Annotated in this window: 22 protein-coding genes; 18 read left to right on the top strand and 4 right to left on the bottom strand. The window is 68.8% G+C overall.

Features of this window, described 5'->3' with window-relative positions; genetic code table 11:
- Window positions 1-18 precede the first annotated feature (18 nt).
- The 3 genes from FB475_RS24995 (at window position 19) to FB475_RS24985 (ending at window position 3,461) form a co-directional block, all read left to right on the top strand.
- Window positions 19-966 (top strand): pyridoxal-phosphate dependent enzyme, encoded by a 948-nt coding sequence (locus tag FB475_RS24995; protein WP_141858993.1) that lies wholly within the window; start codon window positions 19-21, stop codon window positions 964-966.
- A 93-nt stretch (window positions 967-1,059) separates the two neighbouring features.
- Window positions 1,060-2,268 (top strand): MFS transporter, encoded by a 1,209-nt coding sequence (locus FB475_RS24990; RefSeq protein ID WP_141858992.1) that lies wholly within the window; start codon window positions 1,060-1,062, stop codon window positions 2,266-2,268.
- Window positions 2,265-3,461 (top strand): MFS transporter, encoded by a 1,197-nt coding sequence (locus tag FB475_RS24985; RefSeq protein WP_202878489.1) that lies wholly within the window; start codon window positions 2,265-2,267, stop codon window positions 3,459-3,461. The genes FB475_RS24990 and FB475_RS24985 overlap by 4 nt, the downstream gene beginning before the upstream one ends.
- On the opposite strand, the gene aroQ is transcribed toward FB475_RS24985, so the two are convergent.
- The gene (aroQ, locus tag FB475_RS24980; protein ID WP_202878488.1) at window positions 3,444-4,001 is read right to left on the bottom strand and encodes a gamma subclass chorismate mutase AroQ; all 558 of its coding nucleotides are present in this window, start codon (window positions 3,999-4,001) and stop codon (window positions 3,444-3,446) included. The genes FB475_RS24985 and aroQ overlap by 18 nt on opposite strands.
- A gap of 128 nt (window positions 4,002-4,129) precedes the next feature.
- Here aroQ and FB475_RS24975 point away from each other — a divergent pair, with 128 nt between their 5' ends.
- From FB475_RS24975 to FB475_RS24910, 14 genes are all read left to right on the top strand, one after another.
- The gene (locus FB475_RS24975) at window positions 4,130-5,767 is read left to right on the top strand and encodes a molybdopterin-dependent oxidoreductase (RefSeq protein ID WP_141858991.1); all 1,638 of its coding nucleotides are present in this window, start codon (window positions 4,130-4,132) and stop codon (window positions 5,765-5,767) included.
- A 71-nt stretch (window positions 5,768-5,838) separates the two neighbouring features.
- A complete protein-coding gene (locus tag FB475_RS24970) occupies window positions 5,839-6,507 on the top strand; it encodes a fasciclin domain-containing protein (protein WP_141858990.1) in 669 nt (222 codons plus the stop codon).
- A 1-nt stretch (window position 6,508) separates the two neighbouring features.
- Window positions 6,509-7,120 (top strand): ECF RNA polymerase sigma factor SigK, encoded by a 612-nt coding sequence (gene sigK / locus FB475_RS24965; RefSeq protein ID WP_238332400.1) that lies wholly within the window; start codon window positions 6,509-6,511, stop codon window positions 7,118-7,120.
- A complete protein-coding gene (locus tag FB475_RS24960; RefSeq protein WP_141858989.1) occupies window positions 7,117-7,839 on the top strand; it encodes an anti-sigma factor in 723 nt (240 codons plus the stop codon). Before sigK ends, FB475_RS24960 begins: the two co-directional genes overlap by 4 nt.
- Window positions 7,840-8,145: 306 nt before the next feature.
- The gene (locus FB475_RS24955) at window positions 8,146-9,555 is read left to right on the top strand and encodes a family 2B encapsulin nanocompartment shell protein (protein WP_141858988.1); all 1,410 of its coding nucleotides are present in this window, start codon (window positions 8,146-8,148) and stop codon (window positions 9,553-9,555) included.
- Between the two features lie 4 nt (window positions 9,556-9,559).
- Complete coding sequence (locus tag FB475_RS24950; protein WP_141858987.1) at window positions 9,560-11,761, top strand: terpene synthase family protein; 2,202 nt, start codon at window positions 9,560-9,562, stop codon at window positions 11,759-11,761.
- The gene (locus FB475_RS24945; RefSeq protein ID WP_141858986.1) at window positions 11,758-13,128 is read left to right on the top strand and encodes a family 2B encapsulin nanocompartment shell protein; all 1,371 of its coding nucleotides are present in this window, start codon (window positions 11,758-11,760) and stop codon (window positions 13,126-13,128) included. Before FB475_RS24950 ends, FB475_RS24945 begins: the two co-directional genes overlap by 4 nt.
- 12 nt (window positions 13,129-13,140) lie before the next feature.
- Window positions 13,141-14,172, top strand: a complete 1,032-nt coding sequence (locus FB475_RS24940) for a family 2 encapsulin nanocompartment cargo protein polyprenyl transferase (protein ID WP_141858985.1) — start codon at window positions 13,141-13,143, stop codon at window positions 14,170-14,172.
- A gap of 58 nt (window positions 14,173-14,230) precedes the next feature.
- Window positions 14,231-14,998, top strand: a complete 768-nt coding sequence (locus FB475_RS24935; RefSeq protein WP_141858984.1) for a bestrophin-like domain — start codon at window positions 14,231-14,233, stop codon at window positions 14,996-14,998.
- Window positions 14,991-16,271, top strand: coding sequence for a DUF6923 family protein (locus FB475_RS36905; protein ID WP_238332399.1), 1,281 nt, complete (start codon window positions 14,991-14,993; stop codon window positions 16,269-16,271). Before FB475_RS24935 ends, FB475_RS36905 begins: the two co-directional genes overlap by 8 nt.
- A 54-nt stretch (window positions 16,272-16,325) precedes the next feature.
- Window positions 16,326-17,705: a DHA2 family efflux MFS transporter permease subunit gene (locus tag FB475_RS24925; RefSeq protein WP_141858983.1), complete on the top strand. Its 1,380-nt coding sequence runs from the start codon at window positions 16,326-16,328 to the stop codon at window positions 17,703-17,705.
- Window positions 17,702-18,652 carry a sigma-70 family RNA polymerase sigma factor gene (locus tag FB475_RS24920; protein WP_141858982.1) on the top strand — a complete coding sequence of 317 codons (951 nt, stop codon included), beginning with the start codon at window positions 17,702-17,704 and terminating at the stop codon, window positions 18,650-18,652. Before FB475_RS24925 ends, FB475_RS24920 begins: the two co-directional genes overlap by 4 nt.
- Complete coding sequence (locus tag FB475_RS24915; protein WP_141858981.1) at window positions 18,652-19,407, top strand: isocitrate lyase/PEP mutase family protein; 756 nt, start codon at window positions 18,652-18,654, stop codon at window positions 19,405-19,407. The genes FB475_RS24920 and FB475_RS24915 overlap by 1 nt, the downstream gene beginning before the upstream one ends.
- 95 nt (window positions 19,408-19,502) lie before the next feature.
- Window positions 19,503-19,694: an antitoxin gene (locus tag FB475_RS24910; RefSeq protein ID WP_238332398.1), complete on the top strand. Its 192-nt coding sequence runs from the start codon at window positions 19,503-19,505 to the stop codon at window positions 19,692-19,694.
- 71 nt (window positions 19,695-19,765) lie between these two features.
- On the opposite strand, the gene FB475_RS24905 is transcribed toward FB475_RS24910, so the two are convergent.
- Window positions 19,766-20,593 carry a class I SAM-dependent methyltransferase gene (locus FB475_RS24905; RefSeq protein ID WP_238332397.1) on the bottom strand — a complete coding sequence of 276 codons (828 nt, stop codon included), beginning with the start codon at window positions 20,591-20,593 and terminating at the stop codon, window positions 19,766-19,768.
- 176 nt (window positions 20,594-20,769) lie between these two features.
- Between FB475_RS24905 and FB475_RS24900 the strand changes: the two genes are divergently transcribed.
- Window positions 20,770-21,531 (top strand): SDR family NAD(P)-dependent oxidoreductase, encoded by a 762-nt coding sequence (locus FB475_RS24900; protein WP_185759416.1) that lies wholly within the window; start codon window positions 20,770-20,772, stop codon window positions 21,529-21,531.
- Here the strand turns inward: FB475_RS24900 and FB475_RS24895 are convergent.
- Both FB475_RS24895 and FB475_RS24890 read right to left on the bottom strand, forming a co-directional pair.
- Window positions 21,524-23,923, bottom strand: coding sequence for a glycoside hydrolase family 95 protein (locus FB475_RS24895; RefSeq protein WP_141858978.1), 2,400 nt, complete (start codon window positions 23,921-23,923; stop codon window positions 21,524-21,526). The two genes, FB475_RS24900 and FB475_RS24895, sit on opposite strands and share 8 nt — an antisense overlap.
- A 55-nt stretch (window positions 23,924-23,978) precedes the next feature.
- Window positions 23,979-25,871: an ABC transporter ATP-binding protein gene (locus FB475_RS24890; protein WP_141858977.1), complete on the bottom strand. Its 1,893-nt coding sequence runs from the start codon at window positions 25,869-25,871 to the stop codon at window positions 23,979-23,981.
- Window positions 25,872-25,941: the final 70 nt, after the last annotated feature.

Raw genomic sequence — 25,941 nt, 5'->3', positions numbered from 1 at the left:
GTAGTGGAGACTCGGAGGATGGTCGACTCCCTCGAGTTTCATCGCAGCATGCCCGGCTACGCGCCCACGCCGTTGATCGAATTCGGGAACTACTGGGTGAAGGACGAGTCGAACCGGTTCGGGCTGCCCGCGTTCAAGATCCTCGGCGCGTCCTGGGCGGTGAACCAGGTGCTCGGGCCGGCGCCGACGTTCGCCGAACTGGCCGACACCGTCAATGCCGTCACGCTGGTGACCGCGACGGACGGCAACCACGGGCGGGCACTCGCGTACCTCGCGCGGACACTGGGCGTTACGGCCCGGATCTACGTGCCGGCAGGTCTGGCCGAATCGACCCTGCAGACGATCTGCGACGAGGGCGCGACCGTGATCGACACCGGGCGTTCGTACGACGACGCGGTGCAACTGGCCGCGGACAGTACCGACGGTGACGACGTACTGATCCAGGACACCGCATGGCCCGGGTACGAGGACGTGCCGCGGTGGATCGTCGCCGGTTACGACACGCTCTTCAGCGAGATCGACGATCAGTACCCCGGCGTCCCGGATCTGGTGGTGGTGCCAACGGGTGTCGGCTCGTTGCTGCAGGCCGCGCTCGAGCACTACCGCGGCCGCGCGAAGGTCCTCGCGGTCGAACCGACCACTGCCGCGTGCGTCGGCGCATCGCTCAAGGCCGGAAGGCCGGTATCCGTCGACACGTCGGCGCCGACGATCATGGCCGGTCTCAACTGCGGCACGGTGTCGTCGATCGCCTGGCCGGTCATCCGCGACCACCTCGACGCCGCCGTCGCGGTCACCGACGACCAGGCTCGCGCCGCGATGGAACTGCTGCATACCCACAACATCCCCGCCGGCCCCTGCGGCGCCGCCGCCCTCGCCGGCGCCCGGCTGGCCGCGATTCCGGCGACCTCCGTAGTACTGATCAGCACCGAAGGTCGGCACGGCGACTATGGCATACACGCTCCGTAAGTGTGATCGGAGCTGCGCCTGAAATCGTCATTCCTGGCAGATTTGATCAGATTCCTCTTGCCGGGAGCGTGCCGCTCGGGGTGAGATTGACAGATGACGGACACGCGACCGGCCTCCGCGGCGGAGGGACAAGCCTTCTCCTACCGCCCGTTCATCTGGCTTGCGGTCGCGACGTTCTCGATGGGCATCGACGGTTACGTACTGGCCGGCCTGCTGCCGCAGATCGCCGGCGACCTCTCGGTCACCCCGGCGGCCGCCGGCCAGCTGATGTCGGTGTTCGCGTTCACGGCCGCGCTGGCCGGCCCGGTCCTCGGCACGCTGACGTCGCGGTGGGAACGCCGTACGACGATCGTCTTGTCACTGGGCGTGTTCGTGCTCGGCAACGCGGTGGTCGCGGTCTCGACGAACTACCCGGTCGCGCTCAGTGGCCGGGTGCTCGCGGCGCTCGGCGGCAGCCTGCTGAACGCGGCCGTCACCGGGTACGTGATCGCGCTGACGCCGGCCGAGCACCACGGCAAGGCGTTGTCGTTCGTGCTCGGCGGGTGGATGACGGCGACCGCGCTCGGCGTACCGATCGGGCTGGTGATCGGCCAGTCCAGCTGGCGCTTCCCGATGATCATGGTCGCGGTGGTCGGCACGATCGCGCTCGTCGGCATCATGCTGCGGCTGCCCCGCCTGCACCTGCCCGGCGGCACGCTCGTCGAACGGCTCCGCCCGCTCGGTCAGCCGCGGCTCGTCGCCGGTCTGTTCGTCACCACCGGCATCCTGTGCAGCAGCTACACCTGCTTCACCTACGCGACGCTGATCCTCGAACCGCACTTCCACGTGAAGTGGGCGATGATCGCGATCATGTTCGGGTACGGCGTATCCAGCATGACCGGCAACGCGGTGACAGGGCGGCTGGTCGACAAGTTCAGCGCGCTGAAGGTGCTGACCGTCGTACTCGTCGGCCTGTTCCTGAACGCGCTGCTCGGGATGATCGCGCTGACGTTCGCGCCGGCCGTGCTCGCGGCGGTCTGGGGGCTGGTGTGGTTCTTCTCGGCCGGTATCGGCAACGGCGGCGGCGCCGTACCGCAGCAGGCCCGGCTGGCCTCGATGGCACCGGCTTCGGCCGCGATCGTGATGGCGCTGAACGGCAGCGCGATCTCACTCGGCTCCGCGCTCGGTAGCGGTCTGGGCGGCGTCGCACTGACCGCCGGCGTCGCCCCGAACGGGTTGCTCGGCGTCTCGGCCGTCATCCTGGCGACCACCGTCGGGCTGCATCTGCTCGTCGCCCGTGCTTCAAAAGCCGCCGTCAGTTGAGCGCCACCTCCGCCGTCGAGACCGAGTTCTCGTACAAACCGCTGGCGTGGCTGGCGGTCGCGACGTTCTCGATGGGGATCGACGGGTACGTCCTGACCGGGCTGCTGCCGCACATCGCCGCCGATCTGCATGTGAGCGTGGCGGCCGCGGGGCAGTTGATGTCGGCGTTCGCGCTGACCGCGGCGTTCGCCGGGCCGGTGCTCGGTACGGCGACGTCGCGGTGGGAACGCCGTACGACGATCGCTGTCGCGTTGGCGGTCTTCATCCTCGGCAACCTCGTCGTAGGGCTGGCGACGACGTACGCGATGGCATTCGCCGGCCGGGTGCTGGCGGCGCTCGGTGCGTGTCTGCTCAACGCGGCCGTCAGCGGATATGTGATCGCGGTGACGCCGGTGCGGCATCGCGGGAAGGCGCTGTCGTTCGTCCTCGGCGGATTGCTGACGGCGACCGCTCTCGGCGTACCGCTCGGGCTGCTGATCGGGCAGTCGAGCTGGCGTTATCCGATGATCCTGGTCGCCGCGATGGGGACGATCGCGCTGGTGGGAATCCTGCGCGGGCTCCCCCGTCGGCAGCTACCGGCCGGGCGGCTCCGCGATCAGCTGCGACCGCTGGGACGGCCTCGGTTGCTCGGTGCGCTGCTCGTGACGACCGGAATCCTCACCGGCAGCTTCACGTGTTTCACGTACGCCGTACTGATCCTCGGGCCGGCGTTTCCGGCCGGGTGGATGATCGTCGCGATCATGTTCGGGTACGGCGTGGCGAGTGCGCTCGGGAACGGCATCACCGGCCGGTTGGCGGACCGATTCCCGGCGCCGCGCGTACTGACCGTCGTACTGGTTGTGCTGCTGCTCAACTCGATCCTCGGCTTCGGCGCGCTGATGCTCACCTCGGCCGGGATCGCCGGAGTGTTGTGGTTCTTCCTCCAAGGCATCGGCAACGGCGGCGCCGCCGTACCGCAACAGGTCCGTCTGGCCGCCCTGGCCCCGGACTCCCCGGCGATCGTGATGGCGCTGAACGGCAGCGCCATCTCCCTGGGCTCCGCCCTCGGCAGCGCCCTCGGCGGCATCGCGCTGACCGCCGGGGCCGCGCCGAACGACCTTCTGGGCCTGGCGGCCGTCGTCTTGCTGGCCACCTTGGTGCTGCACCTTCTCGTCACCCGGCACGGTCAACCTGACTCAGCAGGTCGCCGTTGATGCGGTGCGGAGCGCGGCACGGTGGAGCGCGTCCACGTGGTGACGGGCTGCTGCAGTCGCATCGGCGACGATCAGCGCGACGTCGCAGTGCAGGCCGCTGTGGCGGAGGTTGTTGGTGCGGACCAGTTCGGTGAGTAGCTGCGTGGTGAGTGCATCGAGCTTCTGACGGATCACGGTGAGGTCGGGACCGGTCGTCGGTGCCTGGTCCGGGTGGGCGGCCCAGTACGCGAGCAGTCCGCGCTGGACGACCTTGCTCGCATCGATCTGCGCCTGGAAGAACGCGGCGGTCTCGTCGGCGTCGATGCCGAGTTGCACAGCGGATGCCCGTACCGACGTCAGAATCTGCTGCTCGCGCACAGGATCGTCGACCGGCTTCCCGCTGAAGTACTTCGATGCCGCGACGTCGTCGGCGATCAGAATCCGCTGCACCACCAACTCCGTCAGCCCATTCAGCTGGTCACCAGGCACTCCCCCGAGCTGCACCACCTGCTGAGGCGCCGCGTCCGCCACCGGCATCACACCGGCCGACAAACCGACCACGGCCACCATCCCTGCAATCACTTTCCGAAACACAACGCCGCCTCTGCACGACTCCCCTGAACGGCACGCGACTGTACGCCCCCGAAGGTGCACCCCATCCGCATCCGTATCCGCTCCGAACCACACCCATGCACACCACGGATGAACCACCGCGCAACAACCGCGCCGGTATCGGCCGACGGCGCCGTGGGAGCCGGCACCGGGTGCGGGTGGCGCTCGTCGGTGCACTCGGCGGGATCGTGGCCGCTGGTACGGCGTTGGCGCTCGGCTACCTGGTTGCGAATCTGACCGGTGGGCCCTGGCCGGTCGACGCGGTCGGCGTACAGGTCATCGACTGGTCTCCGGGGCCGGTGAAAGACTGGGCCGTCCGGACTCTCGGCACGGCCGACCGTCCCCTCCTTCGGGTCGGCATCTGCACGACTCTCCTCGTGATCGCCGCCGTCGCCGGCGCGCTGGCGACCCGTGGGCACCGCCGCACCGCAATCACGATCGCCGGAACACTCGGCCTGATCGGCGTGACCTTCGCGCTCGTCAGCCGCTCGGCTGCGACCACCACCTACAACCGGTTGCTCCCAGCAACGATCACCTTCGTGGCAGCGGTCGCCGCGATGGCCGTCGTCACCCGCGGCGTATCAGCTCCAACGAGGCGATCCGGCAGCCCGGCCGAGCCGGGTCCGGCGAGCACGCCGGACGACTCGGCGCAGCCTGCTGGGTTTGATCGGCGGAGATTCCTCGTCACCGTCTCCGCGTTGGCTGTCGCGGGCGGCGGTGCCGTCGGAGCATCTCGGGTTGTCGGTGGGTCCGGGGACGAGCTGCGGACCCGGGTTCGGGTGCCTCGGGTGCAGGATGGCGCAGGGCCGGTCCGGGCGGGCTTGGACCTGCCGGGGATCAGTCCGTTCATGACTCAGAACGAGAAGTTCTATCGGGTCGACACGCTCCTGCAGGTACCGCGGATCGACCCGCGGCAGTGGGAACTGCGGGTCCACGGGTTGGTCGGCAACGAACTGCGGTTGTCGTTCGACGAGTTGCTGCGGCGGCGGTTGATCGAGCGCGACATCACGCTGACCTGTGTCAGCAACGAGGTCGGTGGGCCGTACGTCGGGAACGCCCGGTGGATCGGCGTACCGATTGCCGACATCCTGCGCGAGGCCGGCGTCCAGGAAGGCGCCGACGCGGTGAAGTCGACCAGCGTGGACGGGCTGACGATCGGCACGCCGCTCAGTGCGCTCACCGACGGCCGGGACGCGATCTTCGCGCTCGCGATGAACGGCGAACCGCTCCCGTTCGAGCACGGCTTCCCGGTGCGGATGGTCGTACCGGGGCTCTACGGCTACGTCTCCGCAACGAAGTGGATCGTGGACTTCGAGGTCACCCGGTTCCGGAACTTCAGCGCGTACTGGACCGATCGTGGCTGGTCGGTCGAGGCGCCGGTCAAGACGTCGTCGCGGATCGACGTACCCAGAGGATTCGCAAACTTGCGGGCCGGACCAACAATCGCGGCCGGGGTCGCGTGGGCGCAACACCGCGGCATCAGCAAGGTCGAGGTACGCATCGACGACGGCCCGTGGCAATCCGCGACGCTCGCGCCGGCCGACACCACCGACACCTGGCGCCAGTGGACGTACCGCTGGAACGCCACTCCGGGCACGCACAAGCTCACTGTCCGCGCGACCGACGGCAACGGCGAACTGCAGGCCGACCGCGAGGCCCCGCCCCGCCCGAACGGCTCCAGCGGCCTGCACAACACAGTCGTGATGGTCTCGTGACCCATCCGGCCCGCGGGTAGCCCCGAAGTATCAGCAGAACAAGCACCTCACCCAAGGAAAGCGAGCACGTCATGTCCAAGTACCTCACCCGCGCCGGCCTCGCCGTCACCGCGCTGGCTCTCGCAGTGACCGCATCCGCCTGTGGAGGTAGCGACAACACGTCGAGCGGCTCACCGTCCACCACAAGCACGAGCGCCAGTGCCGGTACCGGCGAAAGCCCGACACCGAGCATGAGCAACGCCTCGGGCGACATGGTCGGTCCCGGCTGCGCGGCGTACGCGAACGCCAACCCGTCCGGAGCCGGCTCGATCGACGGCATGGCGGCCGCACCGGTAGCCTCCGCCGCGTCGGGCAACCCGCTGCTGAAGACCCTGGTGGCTGCCGTGTCGGGTAAGCTGAACCCGAAGGTCGACCTGGTCTCCACGCTGAACGGTGGCCAGTTCACCGTCTTCGCTCCGGTCGACAGCGCGTTCGCGAAGATCCCCGCAGCGACCATCAACACACTGAAGACCAACGACGCGTTGCTCACGAAGATCCTCACGTACCACGTGGTCGCCGGGCAGCTCGACCCGGCCGCGGTGGTCGGCAAGCACCCGACCGTGGAGAAGCAGGACGTGACCGTGACCGGCTCGGGCGACGCGCTGAAGGTGAACGGCGCCAACGTGATCTGCGGCGGCGTGAAGACCGCGAACGCTACCGTGTACCTGATCGACTCCGTACTCATGCCCCCGGCAAGCTGACGTGAACGAACCCACCTCGCTGCCCTGGCCCGCCGGATCGCACCAGAGATCCGGCGGGATCTCGGACGGCGACCTGCTGACGCTGACCGCGACCGGTGACACGGCCGCGTTCAGCGCCCTGTACGACCGCGTCGCCCCCTGGGTCTTCGGGCTGGTACGGCGGATCCTCCGCAACCCGGCCCAGTCCGAAGAGGTGACCCAGGAGGTGATGCTCGACGTCTGGCGTACCGCGACCCGGTACGACGCCGACCGCGGCTCGGCACACGCGTGGATCCTGACGATCGCGCACCGCCGCGCGGTCGACCGGGTGCGCTCCGAGCAGGCCGCCGCCGATCGCACCGCACAGGCGGGGGCGCGGACCGCGGAGATCGAGTTCGACCAGGTCTCCGACACCGTCAGCATCCGGCTCGAGGCCGAACAGGTACGGCGCTGCCTCGGCACGCTGACCGAGCTGCAACGGGAGTCGATCGACCTCGCGTACTACAGCGGCTACACCTATCCGGAGGTCGCGCAGCAGCTCGGCGCGAAGCTTCCGACCATCAAGGCGAGAATGCGCGACGGCCTGATCCGGCTCCGCGACTGCCTCGGAACCACGAAGGGGCAGGCGTCATGACCGAATCCGACGTACACACCCTGACCGGCCCGTACGTGCTCGACGCGCTGCCGGACGACGAACGCGCGCGCTTCGAGGCACACTTGGCCGAGTGCGCGTTCTGCACCACCGAGGTCGCCGAACTGCGCGCCGCCGCGGTCAAACTGGCCACGCAGGTGTCGACCCCACCGCCACCCTCGTTGAAGGCCGACGTGATGGCGGCGATCGAACACGTACGACAACTTCCGCCCGTCGTCCAGGACCGGCCCGCGAGTCCCGTCGGACCGCGTCGGATCAAACGCCGGTCTGTCTTCGCGCTGGCTGCCGCGGCGGCGGTGGTCGCCGGTAGCGGCGGCATCGCGATCGACCAGTACAGGGCGCGAACCGCGGCGGAACAGGCCAACCAGCAACTGGCCGCCGTCCTCGCGGAACCCGACGCGCACACCGTCCACGGACCGGTGAACGGCGGCGGCCAGGCCACGGTCGTCAGCTCGTCGCGCGCGAACAAGTCGGTCGTCGTACTCCGCGACCTCCCGAAACTCCCGCCCGGCCGGACCTGGCAGCTCTGGATGATGGACCCCCGGCAGAACGCGCACTCGATCGGCCTCGCCACCGGCGACCTGACCCGGGTGATCAACGGCTCGACCACCGGCATGGCCACCTTCGGCCTCACCATCGAACCCGTCGGCGGTTCCCGGACCCCCACCCTGCCGGCAGCCGCCGTCGTCCCGCTGACCTGATCGGTCCACGCAAGCGGTCCGGGCCGTAATCCGGCGGGCCACGGTGAAAATTGCTCACGCGTAAGGGTTGACGCCGTGGGCAGTCAGGCGATTACTCTAGGTGAGGCACTACGGAGCGGATACGAGGCGACACGGGGGCTCGCCACGCACGACGTATTCCTTCCGATCGATCCGCCGACTACTCATCGAACCAAGCGCGCCGGGCCTTGTCGTGCCCGGCGGGGGGAATCTGCTCGCGCACCGACACGCGCGCCGAGTTGCTGACGCGCGCCTGAATCCGATCCCGAAACGGTGGTGTGTTCGCCCATGACTCTGACCAACCCGGATGTGAACGCCGACGGCCGAGCGCAGTTGAGCCTCGGTACCCGGGCCGCCCGCAATCTCGCCACGACCACCAAGTCCGAACCGCAGATGCAGGGCATCACCTCGCGGTGGCTGCTCAAGTTGCTGCCCTGGGTGGAGGCCAAGGGCGGGGCGTACCGGGTGAACCGGCGGCTGTCCTACGCGGTCGGCGACGGCCGGGTCACCTTCACCACCACCGGCGCGCAGATCCGGGTGATCCCACAGGAGCTGTGCGAGCTCGGCATGTTGCGCAGTTTCGACGACGTCGACGTACTGTCGGCGCTCGCGGATCGCTTTGTCCAGCAGGAGTTCCAGCCCGGCGACGTGATCGTCGAACGCGGCCGGCCGGCCGACCGGATCTGCCTGATCGCCCACGGCAAGGTGAACAAGATCGGCCTCGGCAAGTACGGCGACGAGACCGTACTGGAGACGCTCGTCGACGGCGATCACTTCACCTACAAGGCGATCCTGGAGTCCGACGACTTCTGGGAGTACACCGTCAAGGCGATCACGCCCTGCACGCTGTTGTCGTTGTCACAGGAGTCGTTCGAGGAGCTGGTCGCGCAGTCCGACAGCCTGCGCGCTCATCTCGAGGAGTTCCGCAGCGGCTCGCAAGCGCAGCAGAACGAGTACGGCGAGGCGGCCATCGAACTTGCCGCCGGCCACCAGGGCGAGGCCGACCTGCCGGGTACGTACGTCGACTACGAGACGACCCCGCGCGAGTACGAGCTGAGCGTCGCGCAGACCGTACTTCGGGTGCACAGCCGGGTCGCCGATCTGTACAACCACCCGATGGACCAGACCGAACAGCAGCTGCGACTGACCATCGAGGCCCTGCGCGAACGCCAGGAGCACGAGATGGTCAACAACCGGGACTTCGGCCTGCTGCACAACGCGGATCTGAGCATGCGGATCCCCACCCGCACCGGTCCGCCGACGCCAGGCGACATGGACGAACTGCTCAGCCTGGTGTGGAAGGAGCCGGCGTTCTTCCTCGCGCATCCGCGGTCGATCGCGGCGTTCGGCCGGGAGTGCACGCGGGCCGGGATCTACCCGGACACGGTCGATGTCGGCGGGCATCAGGTGCCGGCCTGGCGCGGCGTACCGATCTTCCCGTGCAACAAGCTCGGGATCAGCGAGACGCGGACCAGTTCGATCATGCTGATGCGCACCGGCGAGGACAGCCAGGGCGTGATCGGCCTGCACCAGACCGGGCTGCCGGACGAGTACGAGCCGGGGCTGTCGGTCCGGTTCATGAACATCAGCGAGAAGGCGATCATCAACTATCTGGTCACCGCCTACTACTCGACCGCCGTACTGGTACCGGACGCGTTGGGAATCCTCGAGGGCGTGGAGATCGGCCGCGAGGGCTGACGCGATGCCGCAGCCGTACGAGCTGCCCGCCTTCTACGTGCCGTACCCGGCCAGGATCAATCCGCACCTGGCTGGTGCCCGCGCACACAGCAAGGCCTGGGCCTACGAGTTCGACATGATCGACGTACCGCAAGAAGGTCATCACGTCTGGGACGAGCACGACTTCGACTCTCACGACTATGCCCTGCTGTGCGCGTACACCCATCCGGACGCGACGGGGCCGCAGCTGGATCTGGTCACCGACTGGTATGTGTGGGTGTTCTACTTCGACGACCACTTCCTCGAGCTGTACAAGAAGACCCGCGACATCCCGGCGGCGAAGGCGTACCTGGACCGGCTGCCACGGTTCATGCCGGCCGAGGGCGAGATCCCTGAACACTCTGTGGTACCGCAGAACCCGGTCGAGCGCGGGCTCGTCGACCTGTGGAACCGGACGATCCCGTCGATGTCCGCGGGCTGGCGGCAACGGTTCCGGCAGACCACCGAGGCGCTGCTCGCGGAATCGCTGTGGGAGCTGTCGAACATCACCACCGGCCGGATCGCGAACCCGATCGAGTACGTCGAGATGCGCCGTAAGGTCGGCGGTGCGCCGTGGTCGGCGAACCTGGTCGAGTACGTGACCGCCGAGGTGCCGAACGAGGTCGCCGCGACCCGGCCGATGCAGGTACTCAGCGACACGTTCTCGGACGCGATCCACCTGCGCAACGACCTGTTCTCGTACCAGCGCGAGGTCGAGGTCGAGGGTGAGGTCAACAATGCGGTACTCGTGATGGAGACGTTCTTCGGTTGCCCTACGCAACAGGCCGCGGACCTGGTCAACGACATCCTCACGTCGCGACTGCACCAGTTCGAGAACACCGCGGTGACCGAAGTACCGCGGGTGGTTGCTGAGCATGCATCCGATCCCGGTGCGGTGTTGCACTACATCAAAGGCTTGCAGGACTGGCAGTCCGGCGGCCACGAATGGCACCTCCGCTCCAGCCGCTACATGAACAACGGCGGCAAAGCGGCGGTCGGGTCGAACGGGTTGGGTACGGCGGCCCTCCGCGCCTTCACGTCGCTTGCCGCCACCGCCCCCTATCGCACCCGCAGCCACAGCTTCACCCCGCACCAGCCGGTCGGCCCCACGAACATCCCCGACATCTACATGCCATTCGCAGGTAAACAGAGCCCGCACCTCTCGGCCTCCCGATCGGCGATCCTCGAGTGGGGCGAGCGGACGGGTATCACCGACGGGACCATCTGGGACGCCCGGATGCTGGAAGCGTTCGACCTGCCGCTGTGCGCCGCCGGGATCTTTCCGGACGCGTCACCAGAGCAACTGGATCTCGCGAGTGCTTGGCTGGCTTGGGGGACGTACGCGGATGACTACTACCCCGCGGTCTTCGGGCAGCGGCATGACCTGGCCGGGGCGAAGCTGATGAACCAGAAGCTCTCCGCCCTGATGTCCCTAGCGGGCGAAGGACCAACGCCGGTGGGAGCTCTTGAGGTTGCGCTGGTTGATGTTTGGTGGCGGACCGCGGGGCCGATGACCGTTGAGCAGCGGCGGATGTTCAAGGCTGCGGTGGACAGCATGACCGACAGTTGGTTGTGGGAGTTGGCCAATCTGGCGCAGCATCGGATTCCGGATCCGGTGGACTACGTGGAGATGCGGCGGCGGACGTTCGGGTCCGAGTTGACGATGAGCCTGTGCCGGATCGGGCACGGTGAGCGGGTACCGCCGGAGGTTTATCGATCGCGCCCGATCCAGGCGCTGGAGAACGCAGCGGCCGACTACGCCTGCCTGTTGAACGATCTGTTCTCCTACCACAAAGAGATCCAGTACGACGGCGACTTCCACAACGGTGTACTCGTCGTCCAGAATTTCCTGTCCTGCGGCAAGGACCGGGCAGTTGCCGTCGTCAACGACCTGATGACGGCGCGGATGCGCCAGTTCGAGCACGTGGTCGCCGTCGACCTGCCCGCGTTGATCACCGACTTCGGCCTGGACGACAGCGTCCGCCGGATCGTCTACCGATACGCCGAAGAGCTGCAGAACTGGATGTCCGGCATCCTCGGCTGGCACCGCGGCTGCCACCGGTACGGCGCCGCCGACCTGCCGCACCGGCAGCCGTCCCTGGCCCGCCCGCCCGCGCGACTGCTGAGTACGCCGACCGGGCTCGGTACGTCCGCTGCCCGTATCTCGAGAAAGGCCGGTGCCGCATGAGCAACCAGCTGAGCCTGAGTACCGCCGCCGCCCGGCAGCTCGCCACCACGACGAAGTCCGTCCCGCAGATGCAGGGCGTCACGCCCCGCTGGCTGCTCCGGCGGCTTCCGTGGGTGGAGACGACCGGCGCGACCTACCGCGTCAACCGGCGAACCACCTTCGCGGTAGGGGACGGCCGGCTGAGCTTCACCATCACCGGGTCCGACGTCCAGGTGATCCCGGCCGAGCTCACCGAACTGCCGCCGTTGCACGGGTTCGACGATCCCGACGTACTGCAAGCGCTGGCCGGCCGCTTCCGCCGCGAGGACGTCGAACCGGGCCAGGTGATCACCGAGTTCGGCAGCCGCGTCGACGAGGTCGTCCTGATCGCCCACGGCCGCGCGACCAAGTCCGGCGTCGGACCGTACGGCGCCGGCACCGACCTGGGCACGCTGGCGGACGGCGACTACCTGGGCACGGAACTGTTCACCGAACCTCCGGAACATCTGTGGGAATACACGACGAGAGCCTCGACCAGCTGCATCGTCCTGAAACTGAGCAGGAACGAATTCTCCGAGTTGGTGGATCGCTCCGAACGCCTTCGAACGCACCTGGAGGACGTGCGGTCGCGGCCTCGGCCGGCTCAGAACAAGTCCGGTGAGGCAGCGATCGACGTTGCCTCGGGGCATGCCGGTGAGGACGACCTGCCGGGAACGTACGTCGACTACGATCCGGCGCCCCGCGAGTACGAGCTGAGCGTCGCCCAGACCGTCCTCCGGGTCCGCACCCGGGTCGCCGATCTGTACAACGACCCGATGGACCAGACCGAGCAGCAACTGCGGCTGACCATCGAAGCGCTGCGCGAACGCCAGGAACACGAACTGATCAACAACCGCGAGTTCGGCCTGCTGCACAACGCCGACTACCAGCAGCGGATCTACACCCGGACCGGTCCGCCGACGCCGGACGACTTCGACGAGTTGCTCACCCGGCGGCGCAAACCACGACTGCTGCTGGCGCATCCGCGCGCGATCGCCGCGTTCGGCCGCGAATGCACTCGGCGCAAGGTCTACCCCGAGACCACATCGATCGACGGGAAGACCGTGCAGGCGTGGCGCGGCGTACCACTGCTGCCGTCGGACAAGATTCCCATCACGAGCAACAACACCACGTCGGTCCTCGTACTGCGCACCGGCGCGGACGACGAGGGCGTGATCGGCCTGCACCAGACCGGCTTGCCGGACGAATACGAACCCGGGCTGAACGTGCGGTTCCTGGGGATCAGCGAGAAGGCGATCATCTCGTACCTGGTCAGCACGTACTACTCGGTGGCGGTCCTGGTCCCGGACGCGCTCGGCGTCCTGGAGAACGTCGAGCTCGGGCGATGAGGGGGTACGGGGATGACCGTGGTGCAGAGGGGCCGCTCAGCGGCCGAGGTTCTGATGTGGAGCCGCGACCAGGTGTGGCCGGCGCTCCGGGCGGCGATCGCAACGTTGCCTCCGGCAACTAGAAGAATCGTCGACTACCACTTCGGCTGGGCCGACGAGGACGGTCGCCCGGCCCATGGTGACAGTGGCAAGGCACTGCGTCCCGCGCTGGTCCTGCTGAGCTCGCAAGCCGTCGGCGGCACGACGAGCGCCGCGATTCCGGCAGCGGTCGCGGTCGAGCTCGTGCACAATTTCTCCTTGCTGCACGACGATGTGATGGACTGCGACACCGCCCGCCGGCATCGCGCGACCGCCTGGACCGTGTTCGGTCTCGGTCCGGCGATCCTGGCCGGCGACGCGTTGCTCGGGCTCGCCTTCGACGTACTGGTCGGCAGCGCGCACCCGAGCCGGGGCGCCGCGGCACGGATGCTCGGCGCTGCGGTCCAGGAGCTCGTCGACGGGCAGTTGGCGGATGCCGAGTTCGAGAGCCGCGACGACGTCGTACCGGCGGAATGTGTGCGCATGGCGCAGCTCAAGACCGGCGCCTTGCTCGGGTGCTGCACTGCCCTGGGCGCGCTGCTCGGTGACGGCCGTCAGGACCAGGTGGACCACCTGCGGCTGTACGGCGAAGACCTCGGCCTCGCGTACCAGTACACCGACGACCTGCTCGGCATCTGGGGGCAGCCGTCGGTGACGGGCAAGCCGGTGTACTCCGACCTCCGTCGCCGGAAGAAGTCGTTGCCGGTCGTAGCAGCGCTGTCGTCGGGCACGCCGGCCGGCCGACGCCTGGCTGCGCTCTACCGGCGCGAGGACGAACTGTCCGACGCCGACCTGGTCGACACCGCCGCACTGGTCGAGGCCGCGGGTGGCCGGACAACCAGTCAGGCGCAGGCCGACGCACTGCTGACTGCCGCCTTGGGGGAACTGACCGCGGCCGGAGCACTCGCGCCCGCGGCCACCGAGCTGGAAGGACTGGCCCGACTGGCCACACGTCGCGATCACTAGTTGGGGGGAACCACATGAGAAAGCGCACTACCCTGCCCTGCTCCGAGGTGAGGGGCGGATGAGCCTGTTCGTCAGTGGGGTGTTGTGGGTCGGCAGCATCATGATCGTCACCGCCGTGCTCGCGGTGCTGCTCCGGAAGTGGCGGCAACGCGTCGGGCGGGAGGCGAACAACGAGGTCGCCGGCCAGGTGTTCACGGTGGTCGGCGGTGTCAACGTGGTGATCGCGGCGTTCGTGCTGATCTCGCTGTTCGACGGCATGGACACGGCGGCCAAGACGACGTACGACGAGGCGAATGCGCTGGTCGCGGTGCAGTGGGCCGGGGATTCGCTGGCACCGGCGGACCGGGCCAAGGTGCGGCAGTTGACCCGCGCGTACGCGAACGAGGTGTCCGGCCGGGAGTGGCCGGCGATGCGGGCGGGCCGCGACGTCGGCGACCAGGGCTGGACGCTGCTCACGTCGCTGCAGAAGACCGTCGAGCAGGCCAAGACGACGAGCGAGCGGCAGGAGGACCGCCGGGTCGAGGCGGCGAACCAGCTCTGGAACGTCTACCAGGCCCGGCAGAACCGGCTGAACTCGAGCGGCAGCGGCGTCAGCGAGGTGGTCTGGTTCGCGATCCTGATCGGCAGCGTGATGTCGGTGGCGCTGATGTTCATGTTCGGCGGGCCGGGCCTGTACTCGTACGCGTTCATCGTCTCGATGCTCGCCGGCGCGATCGGGCTGTTGCTGTTCGCGATCTACCAGCTGCAGAACCCGTTCAGCGGCGGGGCCGACGTCGGCCCGGACGCGTTCCTGTCCGCACTCAGCCGGCTGAGCGACAGTGGCTGACGTACGACGGGCCGTCGGAGTCGCCGCGAGCGTGACCGCCGTTGCCTGCTGCGTCCTGCCCGTGGCACCGTCGGCGGCCGCGACCGGCTGCTCGTACTTCGACTTCCGGGCCGGCGGGTACCTCTCGCTGACCCGGATGGTGCGGGTGGACCTCCCGTCCGGCGCCGTGTCCGACGTGGGCCGCCTGGACTACCGGGTGCTCGCGGCCGGGTACTCGCGGACCCAGAACCTCGTCTACGCGATCGTCAGCGGCGGATTGCTGCGCCGGCCGCACCTGGTCACGATCACGCGGAGCGCGGCGGTCGCGGCTCTCGGCGAGGTCCGGCACGGCGTCGGTGGTCTCGCGGACGCGGAGGCGGGTGCGGTCGTCGGATCACAGTTCTACGTCCGCGACCACCTGCGGCTCTACACGATCGACATCGGCCCGGGGAGTTCGACGTACGGACGGGTGGTGCGCGCCGTCCATCTCCCGGTCCTGGGGTTCGAGGTGGACGACTTCGCGGCCGATCCCTCGTCCGGCGTGCTGTACGGCGTCGCGACCTGGGGCCGGGTGGCGCAACTGGTGACGCTCTCACCGGCCACCGGTGCGGTCCGTGTCGTGACGGCCGTGCCTGGGATCCCGTGGCAGGACGGGTACTCCTCGGTGGTCGTCAGCGGGTCGAGCGTGTACGCCGAACACACCGGGCACGGGCGGGCGAGCGAGCTGTACCGGATCGGGCTCGACGGCTCCTCCGGCAAGCTGACCTCGGGCCCGCGCCTGGCCGACACCGATGCCGCCGGCTGCCTCCAGCAAGCCGCGCCACCTCCCCCACCGGCCCCACCACCGGCCCCACCACCGACCCTGCCACCGCCCCCACCGACGTCACCACCGCCCACCACGGCACCAACCCCGCCGGCGACCTCGCCCGCACCTCCTCCACCGACGCGGACGCCCACGCCGAAGCCAACCCCGACGCCGCGTCCGACTCCCACGCCCTCGAAACCCACAACGCCGCACCCGCCGCCCCTCCCCACCCACACGCCCACACGCACACCGCCGGCGTCCAGTAGGCCCACCCAGCGTGACCTCCCACCACCCTCGAAATCACCGAGCCCAACCCCGACCCACCCGGCGCCGGCAACGGACTTCGCCATCGCCCGCCCGGCGGCCACACCGAAACCCTCTGACCACACCGTCCAGGTACTCCGCCGCTGGTCGCTCGCCACCCTCCTCGTCATCCTCAGCGGAGGAGCCGCGATGGCCGCCCAGCGCCGCATGCGCCGCCGCCGCTGAAATTCGTCCTCATCGGACCGATGAGTTCGCACACCGGCGCCGGTCTGTACTGGTGTGAAGAGTCAACAACGATGGGTTCTCGGGCTGACCTCGCTCGGATCGGTGATGGTGGCGCTGGACGTCCTGGTGGTGGCCGCCGCGCTGACCACGATCCGGGGTGACCTCGGTGCAACGGCCGAACAACTGGAGTGGACGGTCAATGCCTATGGACTGAGTTTTGCGATGCTTCTGATGACGGCTGCCGCGCTCGGCGACCGTCTGGGCCGCCGCCGGACGTACGCGGCCGGCCTCACCTTGTTCACGGCCGCGTCGATCGCCTGCGCGCTGGCCACCAACTTGCCGTTCCTGATCGTGGCCCGCGCCGTTCAAGGGGTCGGCGCGGCCTTCGTGATGCCGCTGGCGATGAGCCTGCTCGGAGCGGCGTTCCCGCCGGAAGTGCGCGGACGCGCGATCGGCGTGTTCAGCGGCGTGACCGGGATCGCCGTCCTCGGCGGCCCGCTGATCGGCGGCGCGGTCACCGAGGGGCTGTCCTGGCAGTGGATCTTCTGGATCAACGTGCCGATCGGGGTGATCGCGATCGCGCTGGTGCTGACGAAGATCCCGGAGAGCACCGGCCCGGCCCGACGGCTCGACCTCGCCGGTGCGGTACTGATCAGCCTCGCGGTACTCGGGCTGGTCTGGGGTACGGTCCGCGGTGAATCGGCCGGCTGGTCGAGTACCGAAGTACTGACCGCGTTCGCGATCGGCGTCGTGATGCTGGCCGCGTTCGCGCTGTGGGAACGGCGGACCGACCACGCAATGGTGCCGCTGGAGTTCTTCCGCAACCGCACGTTCACCGCGGCGAACGCGGCGGGCTTCTTCCTGACCGCGGCGCTGTTCAGCGCGGTGTTCTTCCTGTCGCAGTACATGCAGGCGGAGCTCGGCTCGGCACCGTTCAAGGCCGGGCTGCAACTCCTGCCCTGGACCGCGACGCTGTTCATCGTCGGGCCGATCGCGGGCAGGCTGGTCGATCGCGTCGGCGAGCGCCCGCTGGTCGTGATCGGTATGGCGCTGCAGACGGCCGGCATGCTCTGGGTCAGCCGCGGCGCGGACCACTACTGGGAGCTGATCCCGCCGCTGGTCGTCACCGGCTGCGGAGTCTCGCTCGCGATGCCCGCGGCGCAGAGTGCGGCGATGGCGTCCCTGCCGCGCGAGGCGGTCGGGATCGCGTCCGGGATCTACAGCATGAACCGCCAACTCGGCGGCGCGGCCGGGGTCGCCGTCCTCGGCTCGGTGTTCACCGCGGCCGGCGGCTACACCGGTGACGGCTTCACCCGGGCGCTCGCGGGCTGCGGCGTACTGTCGTTGCTCGGAGCACTGGCGGGCGCAGCGATCGCCACCCGCCGCCGGACCCCCGAGGTCGCGCCGGCGAAGGTGGTGGAAGGAGTTCGATGAACCTCGAGGAGGAGTTCGCGGAGTACCGGGGTGAGCTGGTGGCGCACTGCTACCGGATGCTCGGCTCGTTGCACGACGCGGAGGACGCCGTTCAGGAGACGTACCTGCGCGCCTGGCGTGGCCACGCGGACTTCGAGCACCGTTCGTCGGTTCGGACCTGGCTGTACCGGATCGCTACCAACGTGTGTCTCAACCTCCTGCAGCACAGCAGCCGGCGGGTGGTCCCGTCGGCGCTGGGTGCCCCGGGCAACGATCCGGAGGACCTGCACGCGCAGGCCCTGGAGGTGCCGTGGCTGGAACCGTTCCCGGACCAGCTGCTCGGGGCCGACCCGGCCACCGTGGTCGGCGACCAGGCCAGCCTGCGGCTGGCGATGGTCGCCGCCATGCAGCACCTCCCGCCGCGGCAACGCGCCGTACTGATCCTCCGCGAGGTGCTCACCTGGCCGGCCGCCGAGGTCGCGTCGTTGCTCGATACAACGACCGCGGCGGTGAACAGTTCACTGCAACGCGCGCGGGCCGAGCTCGCCCGGCTGAAGCCGCGGGAGGAAGAGCTGAGCGAGCCGGACGAACCGTTGCGGCGCGCGCTGCTCGACCAGTTCCAGGCCGCGATGGAGAACAAGGATCTCGTCGTCCTGGAAGGGCTTTTCAGCGCGGACGCGCGCTGGGAGATGCCGCCGATCCCGACCTGGTTCCGCGGGCGTACCGACGTCCTGCGGTTGCTCGACTCGAAGCTCCGGCCGGGTCCGGGTCGGCGCGTCCTGATCGAGACCTCGGCGAACGGGCAGCCGGCCTTCGCGATGTACATCCGCGGTACCGACGGCCTGTTCCACGCGCACTCGGTCAAGGTCCTGACGCTCTCGAAGAATGCGGTCGAGGCCGTACTCGCGTTCCACCAACCTGCTTTGTTCCCAGCCTTCGGGCTGCCGCTGATCCATGGGAGATCTTGATGTCTTTGGCAACTAGTTTGCGGGAGCTGCACGTTCCCGGTACGCCGCTGGTGGTCCCGAACGCCTGGGACGCGGCGTCGGCGAAGCTGATCGAGGAGGCCGGGTTCGCCGCCGTCGCGACGAGCAGCAATGCGACGGCCGCGATTCTCGGGTACGACGACGGCGAGCAGGCGCCGGTCGAGGACGTACTCGCCGGCGCGGCGCGGATCGCCCGTTCGGTCTCCGTCCCGGTCACGGTCGACTTCGAGCGCGGGTACCGGCTGGCCCCGGCCGAACTGGTCGAACGGTTCGTCGCCACCGGTGCCGTCGGCCTCAACCTCGAGGACTCCGACCCGGCGACCGGGACGATGGTCGACATCGGCGAACAGGCCGACTTCCTCGCCGCGGTCCGGGCCGCGGCCGGTGACGCGCTGGTGATCAACGCCCGTATCGACGCGTTCATCCGCAAGGCCGGTACGGCGGAGGAACAGTTACGGACCGCACTCGATCGCGGTACGAAATACCTGGCCGCCGGCGCCGACTGCGTGTACCCGATCGGGGTCGGCGACCTGGATGTGATCGGCACGCTGACCACGCAACTCGACGGCCCGGTGAACGTCGCCTACGGGCAGGGCGCCCACACGGTCGCCGACTACGCGGGCCGGGGCGTGGCGCGGGTCAGCTTCGGACCGATGTTCCAGCGGCACCTGTACGGCGTGTTCGCCGCGACCGTGCTGCCCGCGCTCCAGGCCGACCGGAATCCGTTTGCCGGCTGACCGCCCTACCGGTCGTGTGTGGAATCGGCCGGATCGGGTACCACGGGCTAGGTAGTGGAAAGCAACCATCGAAGGAACGGGGATACACGATGGGTATGTTCGACGAAATGAAGAACAAGGCCGAGGACCTGGCGAAGGACCACCCGGACCAGGTCAACGAGGGCCTCGACAAGGCCGGTGACTTCGCCAACGAGAAGACCGGCGACAAGTACGAGGACCAGATCGAGAAGGGCGAGGACTTCGCCCGCGACCGGCTCGGCTCGGAAGACGACAACAACCAGTCCTGAGCCGAAAACACCCCGGCGGCCGCGGTGAATCCGCGGCCGCTGTGTGTTTCCTCAGCTTCCTGAGCTGATCCTCAGCGCCAGATCACTGCTTCGATCTCCCGCCGCTGCTCGGAGAACACGCCGTCGTCCGCGGCCTTGGTCAGCAGTTCACGCAGCTCCGCCTCGAAGGCCGGCAGCTCGGCACCGAACAGCTGCGGGGTCGAACTCGACAACGAGAACACCGCCGCGACCACGTCGTCGACGGTCCGGTCCTCCACTTCGTTGCCGCCGACCACGATCCGGGTCGGTCCGGCGTACCCGGCCGCGCGCATGACGTCCTCCTCGCCACCCGCCGTACCCCTCGGCAGCGTGCTGCGCCCGGCGCGCCGAACCGGACCGAGGTACCGCGTCACCAGCTCGTCGATCGCACCCCACGGCGGCCGCGGATGCGGCAACTCCGCGCTCCCGTCGACGCCACGATGCGTGGTCGCGCCGACATGTACCCAGGCTCCCCCGTCGGAGAGCATCCCGCGTACCACCCGTGCCACCAGCGGCTGATCCATCCAGTGGAACGACTGCGCGAACGTCACCACGTCGAATGTCCCGAGCCCTCCCGGCAACTGCTCCGCGCGCAACTGCTTCCACGTCGCGTTGTGCACGCCGAGGTCCGCCGCCCGCCCGGCCGCCACGTCGAGCATGTCCGCATCCGCGTCCACGCCGACCACCTCAGCGAAGTACGGCGCGAGCAACAGCGTCACCGGACCGGGTCCGCACCCGACGTCCAGCAACCGCCCGCGCCCGTCCAGCCCCAACTCGGTCTGCAGCGCTGCACCCAACGCTTTCGGATACGCCATCCGCCCGACCGCGTAGTGCGCCGCGCTCCCGGCATACAACGTCTCGTCCCACTCCCAGTCATCCACCCGCCGAGGCTAGTACCACGGGTGGGCGCTGATCGAGCGGAATTGCAGGCGGCGAGCGGACGGTCGCTGGTGGTCAGAAACGCCGACAGGGGTTCGAATCAGGGGGTTCGCGTCGTAGGCTCTTCGTGCACAGCCACGTTGGGGAATGCAGGGGGGAACTGCATGATGCTGGATTTTTGCCTGCGCTCGGGGGGAACGCGGTGATTCCACTGCGCCGCATTCTGATCTGGATCTCCGGCGCTTCGGCAGGGCTCGGTGCCGCACTCGCGGCGACGGTCCCGTTCGAGGGCGCCGAACTGGTCGACATCTCCCGTCGCGGTGGGACGCCGGGCGTGCACCACGTCGCGGTGGATCTGGCCGATCCGGACTCGTGGCCGGTGGTGGAGAAGGACTTCCGGCAACGAATCGAAGCCGAGGACCCGGAACTGGTGGTGTTCATCCACAATGCCGGCACATTGACACCGCTCGGCCCGGCGGACCGGGTCGACACCGTGCAATACACGAGAAATGTCCTGCTGAACTCAGCGGCCGCTCAGATTCTCGGACATGCTTTTCTCAGCGCGGTCTCAGGGCTTTCCTGTGAACAGCATCTGATCATGATCTCGTCGGGTGCCGCGCACCGCCCGCACGAAGGTGAATCCAGTTACTGCGCGGGCAAGGCGGCGATCGACCAGTGGGTCCGGACGGTGGGGCTGGAGCAGCGGCACCGAAGTCCCGGCTGCCGGGTGATCTCGGTGTCACCCGGCTCGCTCGACACCGACATGCAGGCCGAACTCCGCGCTGCCGATCCGGATCAGGTCCCGGTGTCGAACCGCTTCCGCCGACTCGAGGCCCGCGGACAGCTGGACAAACCCGAGACGGCAGCCCGCGGGATCTGGTCGCTGCTCGATCGCGACCTCGACAGCGGTACAGTCCTGCACCTCCGCGACCTCACCTGATCGTCCAGGTCTGCGGGACCCCGGCGGCGAGCGACACCTCCTCGCGGCGGTCTCCGTGCCTGAGTACGACGGTGGTGTCGCAGCCGGCAGTGAGTACGGCGGTTGCTGCACTGGGTGACCACGTGAGGTCGACGCCCACACCCCCGCGGGCGCGGAGGCCGGTGATCGAGCCTTCCGGCCAAGCGTCCGGCAGCGCCGGGAAGATCTCCAGTTCACCGGTGTGGCTCTGCAGCAGCATCTCCGCGATACCGGCCGTCGCGCCGAAGTTGCCGTCGATCTGGAACGGCGGGTGCGCGCAGAACAGGTTCGGGTACAGCCCCGATCCGTCGCCCACGTAGTCGGTGCTGGAGTCGCCCGCCGGCTTGAGGAGCTCGCGGACCAGGCGGTACGCGGCGGCGCCTTCGCGGAGCCTTGCCCACAGGGAGATCCGCCACGCCAGCGACCAGCCGGTGCTCTTGTTGCCGCGCAGTTCGAGCGTACGGGCGGCGGCCGCGGCGAGTTCCGGCGTACCGTCCGGGGTGATCTGGTCGCCGGGGTGCAGGCCGATCAGGTGTGAGGTGTGCCGGTGCAGCGGCTCGGCCTCGGGCAGGTCGTCGAGCCACTCCTGGAGTTGCCCTCGGCCGCCGATCTTCGGGTCCGGGATGCGCTTGCGGGCTGCTTGGAGTTCGTCGACGAACGGATCGGCGCGGTCGAGCGCCGCGGCGGTCTGGATGCAGCGGTCGAAGAGGTCGGCGATCAAGGACAGATCCATCGTCGAGGACGTGGTGACCGAGGCCGGTCGGCCGTCAGCCGCGATGAACTCGTTCTCGGGTGAGGTGGACGGGGAGGTACCGAGGGTGCCGTCGGGGAGCTCGACCAGCCAATCCTTGGCGAACTCGGCGGCGCCGCGCAGGGTCGGCCAGACGTCGTTCAGGTACTCGCGGTCGCCGGTGAACGCGTAGTGGTCCCAGAGGTGCCGGCACAGCCAGACCCCGGCCAGCGGCCAGTTCGACCACTTCGGGTTGCCGTCCACCGGGGCGCTCCAGCACCAGGCGTCGGCGTTGTGGTGTGCGGTCCAGCCGCTGGTGCCGTACAGGGTCTGCGCGGTACGGCGTCCCGCCTGCGCGAGGTTCTTGACGTACGTGAGCAGCGGCTCGTGGCACTCGCTGAGCGAGGTGGTCTCGGCGGGCCAGTAGTTCATCTCGGTGTTGATGTTGACCGTGTAATTGCTGCTCCACGGCGGCTGCAGATGCTCGTTCCAGATCCCTTGCAGGTTGGTCGGGAGCCCGCCGGGGCGGGAACTCGCGATCATCAGATACCGCCCGAAGTTGTAGATCAACGCCGCCAGCCCGGGGTCGTCCCCCGCCTCCACCAACCGCCGATCGGTCGTCGACTCCACGTCGGACGGCAACTGCAACACCGACCGCCGGAACAACCGCTGGTAGTCACGCACATGCTCATCCCGCAAGACCCCACCAACCACCCGACCACCACCGCGCTCCGCCCCGCTCGCCTCGCTCGCGGAGCGGGTGAGCGCCTGCCGCACGGCGGCGTCTGCCGCGTCGCGGCACTCCTCGTGGGTGCGGGTTGGTGCTGCGTGCGGTCCTTCGTAGCCCGTCGCAGTCGAGAGGACGACGTACAGGTCGGTGCCCGTGAGCGTCAGCGACTCGCCGGACGGTGTGATCGTTCCGTCGGTGTGAGCGCGCAGTACGGCGGCCGCGTTCATTCCGCGGTCGTCGCCGTCGGAGTACTGGATCGGCTCGGCGGCGTTGCCGTGCGGCGGAGCGACCGACGAGGGACAGGTGGCAAGCAAGGCCAGACCGTTGTCGCCGACTGCTTCCGTGGTCGCACGGAGCTTCGACGTGAAGCGGAGTGTCACCGTGAACGGTTGCGAAGCGACCAGACGTAGGACCAATACCTGCGCCGGCGCACTGACGTACACCTCCTGCCAGATCTCGACCCCGGCAACGGTGTACTCCGCCCGAGCGACAGCCGTGTCCAGATCCAGCCGTCGCCGGTACCCCGTGACCTCGCCACCCTCGAAGTCCAGCAGCAGGTCGCCCAGCGGAAGATACGCCTGCGAATGCCCGCTCTGGAACCCGCCCGCCAACTCCTCCGCCGCCCGCACGTCACCGGCCGCGACCGCGGCCCGCACTCGCGCCAGAGCGTCCGCGCCGACCTCACCCAGTGGCGTCGCCAGCCGCCGAGTCGTCGCGGGACTGCCCGACCAGAGCGTCTCGTCGTTCAGCGCGATCCGGTCCTGCCCGGTACCGCCGAACCACATCGCGCCGATCCGGCCGTTGCCGAGCGGGAGCGCTTCGAGCCAGTTCGCCGCGGGAGCGTCGTACGTCAACTCGGTCACCCGGGCGTCGTAGGGCGACTCGGTGGCGGCCGCAGTCATCCGATCTCTCATACCCGGATCCTCTCCCGGCCGCCACTGGTTCCGCGACCGGGGGTCCGGCAAATGGTCAGGCGGCCTTGGCGAACTGGGTCGCGTACAGGTCGGCGTACAGGCCGCCGTGCGCCAGCAGCTCCTCGTGGGTGCCGCGTTCCTGGATGCGTCCCTCGTCGAGGACCAGGATTACGTCGGCGTGCCGGATGGTTGACAATCGGTGCGCGATCACCAGCGACGTGCGGCCGACCAGGGCGTTCGCCAGCGCGGTCTGGACGGCGGCCTCGGACTCGGAGTCCAGATGCGCGGTCGCCTCGTCGAGGATCACGATCGACGGCGACTTCAGCAGCAGCCGGGCGATCGCCAACCGCTGACGTTCACCACCCGACAGCCGGTACCCGCGATCCCCGACCACCGTGTCGAGCCCGTCCGGCAGACTGTCGACGAGCGTGGCGATCTGCGCGGCCTCGAGGGCCTGGTGCAGCTCGGCGTCGGTCGCGTCCGGCCGCGCGAACAGCAGGTTCTGCCGGATCGTGTCGTGGTACATGTGCGAGTCCTGCGTGACCACCCCGATCGCCGCGCGCAACGAACTCTGCGTCACCTCGCGGACGTCGTGACCGCCGACCAGTACGGCCCCACCGGTCGCGTCGTACATCCGGGAGACCAGCGACGAGAGCGTGGACTTGCCGGCACCGGACGGCCCGACGACGGCGACCAGCTGGCCCGGTTCGACGGTGAAGGTGACGTCCCTGAGGACCTCGTCGCCGGTCTCGGCCGACAGCGTCGCGACCGACTCGAGCGAGGCGAGCGACACCTCCTCGGCGGACGGGTAGTGGAAGGACACGTGGTCGAACTCGATCGACGGCTCCGCCGTTGCCGGGAGCACCTTCGCGTCCTTGCGGTCGGCAACCATCGGCTCGAGGTCCAGCACCTCGAGCACCCGCTCGAAGCTGACCAGCGTGGTCATCACGTCGACCTGGATGTTCGACAACGCGGTCAGCGGCCCGTACAGCCGGTTCAGGTACGCCGTCAGCGCGACGACCGTGCCGATCCCGAGCGTCCCGGCGACCGCCAGTACACCACCCACGCCGTACACGAGCGCGACCGCGAGCGCCGCGACCAGGGTCAGCGAGACGCGGAAGACGCTGGCGTACATCGCCGTGGTGACACCGATGTCGCGGACCCGGGCGGCCTTGCCGGCGAAGTCCTGCGACGAGTCCTGGGTACGGCCGAAGACCTTGGCGAGCACCGCGCCGGCGACGTTGAACCGCTCGGTCATGGTCTGCGCCATCGTGGCGTTCAGCTTGTACGTCTCGGCCGTTGCCTCGCGCAACTTCCCGGCGAGCAACCGGGCGGGGATCACGAACAACGGCAGGACGACCAGGGCGAGCAACGTGATCTGCCACGACATCACGAACATCGCGCCGAGCACGAGCGCGACGCTGAGCAGGTTGCTGACCACGTTGGACAGCGTCGAGGTGAACGCCTGCTGTGCGCCGAGTACGTCGCCGTTCAGCCGCTGGATGAGTGCGCCGGTCTGCGTGCGGCTGAAGAACGCGACGGGCAGTTGCTGGACGTGGTCGAACACCGCGGTGCGTAGGTCGTACACCAGACCTTCGCCGATCCGTGCCGAGAACCAGCGCTCGGCCAGGGTGATCGCGCTGTTCGCGAGCGCCAGGGCGGCGACCACGAGGGCCAGCCAGACGACCACCTTCGCGTGGCCCGGCACGATGCCCTTGTCGATGATCGCCTTGAACAGCAGCGGCGTGACGGCGCCGGTCGCCGCGTCGAACGCGACCAGCACGAGAAAGGCGGCCAGATAGCCGCGGTACGGGCGGGCGAACCCGAGGATCCGGCGGAGCGTACCCGCCGACAGTTTGTGATGCCGGACCGAGGAGTCCTTCAGCAGCGAGCGCATCGCCCGCCCACCGCCGCCTCCCCCGCCCGGAATTCCGGAAATCTGCGACATGCAGTTCCTTTCGTCCAGGACCAAGATATACTGAGGTTAACTCACTATGAGCAAACCTCACAACATCCTC

The sequence above is a fragment of the Kribbella jejuensis genome, assembly GCF_006715085.1.
Classification (GTDB): domain Bacteria; phylum Actinomycetota; class Actinomycetes; order Propionibacteriales; family Kribbellaceae; genus Kribbella; species Kribbella jejuensis.
Note: the sequence above shows the minus strand (reverse complement) of the source record. Positions and strands in the feature narration are given on the sequence as shown.